Here is a 2571-nt window from a genome sequence, read left to right as displayed (position 1 = left end):
TCACCAAAATCTTCCACGCTTACCATCTCAGATCACCTTCTTCTGTTCAAGAGCTCGTATTATGTGTTCGGGAGTGTAGGGTTTCCCGTCAGACCTCAATATATTCTCATCAATTCGTAATCCAGTCTCACACTCGAAGAGCCTCGCAAACTGTCCGGTTGCATTGTTCTCCACGCAAACTAGCTTTCCCGCATCAGCCAGCATATCTTTTATTGCATCCACCGGCAAAGGATATACATGGGTAAAATGCAAGTGGTCGACAGCATGACCTTCGCTTGTGAGGATGTCCACAACTTCCAGAAGTGGGCCGTATGTAGAACCCCAGCCGATCAAAGTGATGTCAGCTTTCTTATAACCATAAAGCTTTGGAGCTTCCATTTCCTTCTCCAGAAGCTTTAGTTTCTTCATTCTCTTCTCGTTCATCAGGATACGGTTATCGATCGTCTGGTCAAGATGACCGGTCTCATTATGTTCATCACTGTCAACGACAACTGTAAATCCTGCCTGACCTGGAATGGCCCTTGGAGATATGCCGGTGGGTGTTAATTCATATCTGTTGTACTCTTTTTTGTCCTTAAGTTCATCATCAGAAAGCAGATGCCTGTCTATCTCTATCTTCGAAGTGTCGAACTTCTCACAGGTGAAAAGGGAATCTGCAAGGTACTGGTCACTCATTACAAATACCGGGATCTGGAACTTCTCTGCGATATTGAACGCCTTTGCTGTCAGATAAAAACAATCATCAGGCGTCCCAGGTGTCAGTATGCATCTTGGGAATTCTCCCTGTGCAGCTGTCAGAACGAACTGCAGATCACCCTGTTCGGTCATTGTGGGCAGACCTGTGGCAGGTCCCGGTCTCTGTGAGAGGAATATCACTGCAGGTGTTTCGGTTATCCCTGCAAGGCCCAGTGCTTCGGCCATAAGGCAGAAACCTCCGCCTGATGTGGTGGTCATGGTTCTCACACCTGCATAGGATGCACCAAGGACCATGTTCAAAGCAGCGATCTCATCTTCCGCCTGTTCGACAACAACATTGAAATCATCGGCTTTTGCGGATATATAGGTCATAACACCTGTTGAAGGTGTCATGGGATACGCTGCCAGGAATTGAACTCCTGCTGCAAGAGCGCCAAGGGCAACGGCATCATTGCCTGCAATGAGCATCCTTCCATCCTTGCCCAGAGGCTCTTTTACGGCAAACTTACATGCTGAAGGGAAGTTATTTTTGGCGTGATCATAACCTGCACGTGCTGCTTTTATGTTATTCGCAATTATTTCATCGCCTTTTTTCCGGAAGGTCGCAGTCAATACACGTTCGAGATACTCAAAATTGAAGCACATAAGGCCCAGCGCAGCACCGATTGCGACAGAGTTGGAATAGATCTTGTTCCCGCAAACATCCTTTGCGATCTTCAGCATTGGAACATGGAAGAAAGAATCATTCATCTGTTCTATCTTGATAACATCAGTGTCAACTATTACAACACCATCAGATATCTCGTTCAGATGCTCGTTGATGGACGCCTCATCAAGAGCTATCAGGATATCGACTTTCTCGGTCATTGCCCTTATCGGTTCATTGCTTATACGTACCTGATAAGTATTGTGTCCACCCCTTACCCTTGAAAGATAGAACTGAGTAGTAAAAACGTTGAAACCACTTTTCTTGAATGTCTTTGCGAGCACTACGCCGATGGTCTGTAAACCCTGGCCTGCGGCACCGCCTACTTTTATCACAAGGTCTGTGTTCATATTTTGTCCCCTTTGATAATAAGATAGTTTTGATCAGAAACTTCTCTTATGCTGCGTTCTCATCAACTTCCCACAATCCGAAGGTGTTCTCTTCGGTATCCATACAAACTGCAAGATGGCCCCAACCTGGAACAGGCATCTTTGGCTGTAACACTGTTCCTCCGAGCTTTTCAACACGAGTGCAATAGTCTTCAACCGATGCAACTTCGATGAAATTGGTTATTCTCTGTTCAGGGCTTCCACGAAGTCCCATTCCTCCGCCGACCCCTTTCTCACCTTCGAGGGATTCCGTCTCTATGAAGTAGTAGTCCAGAGGTCCCGGTACTTTTTCAAATTTCCAGTCGAACAACTCGGCGTAGAACTCTTTTGCCCTGTCAATATCGTTGGCAGGCAAGTCAAAATGTGCAATCGTCGGCATAGATGTATCACTCCCAAATTTAATATGACAGTTAATCGATTTAAGGTTTGGGTAAGTGATGGAGTAGTAATAAAAAACAAAAAAGAACCAGAAATATCGATCCAGTAAGGATGGTCCTTTATTGTCAGAGTTACATTATAGTTAAAACCCCAAATTATTAGACTAATTCGTTATATAGACAGTTCCATGGTTAGACCTGAGGGGATCTTTATTGAACGGCATATGACCGTTGAAGAGTTAGACAAGCAGATAAAATTAGAGAAGAATGCAACACTCCTGAAAAGACTATATTTCATCAAATATCGTTATGGGGAATTGAGTGTTGAAGAATCAATACAAAGAATAGGGAGTTCAAAACAAACAGGATATACATGGCAGGAGCGATGGAATCAAGATGGGTA

The 2571-nt window shown here is 44.5% G+C and carries 2 protein-coding genes; both read right to left on the bottom strand.

What is annotated here, in order from left to right; all coding sequences use genetic code 11:
- Positions 1 to 27: 27 nt before the first annotated feature.
- Positions 28 to 1752 carry a 2-oxoacid:acceptor oxidoreductase subunit alpha gene (locus QAS77_RS11485; protein ID WP_305065694.1) on the bottom strand — a complete coding sequence of 575 codons (1725 nt, stop codon included), beginning with the start codon at positions 1750 to 1752 and terminating at the stop codon, positions 28 to 30.
- Positions 1753 to 1798: 46 nt separating this feature from the next.
- Positions 1799 to 2170 (bottom strand): VOC family protein, encoded by a 372-nt coding sequence (locus QAS77_RS11480; RefSeq protein WP_305065692.1) that lies wholly within the window; start codon positions 2168 to 2170, stop codon positions 1799 to 1801.
- Between the last annotated feature and the right edge of the window lie 401 nt (positions 2171 to 2571).

The sequence above is a fragment of the Methanococcoides sp. genome (assembly GCF_030594565.1).
GTDB lineage: Archaea > Halobacteriota > Methanosarcinia > Methanosarcinales > Methanosarcinaceae > Methanococcoides > Methanococcoides seepicolus.
The sequence above is the reverse complement of the archived record's forward strand: the minus strand, read 5'-3'. Positions and strand labels throughout refer to the sequence as shown.

Excerpts from the sequence above, each read along its gene's own strand:
- QAS77_RS11485 (WP_305065694.1), bottom strand. The coding sequence starts at position 1,752 with ATGAACACAGACCTTGTGATAAAAGTAGGCGGTGCCGCAGGCCAGGGT.
- QAS77_RS11480 (WP_305065692.1), bottom strand. The coding sequence starts at position 2,170 with ATGCCGACGATTGCACATTTTGACTTGCCTGCCAACGATATTGACAGG.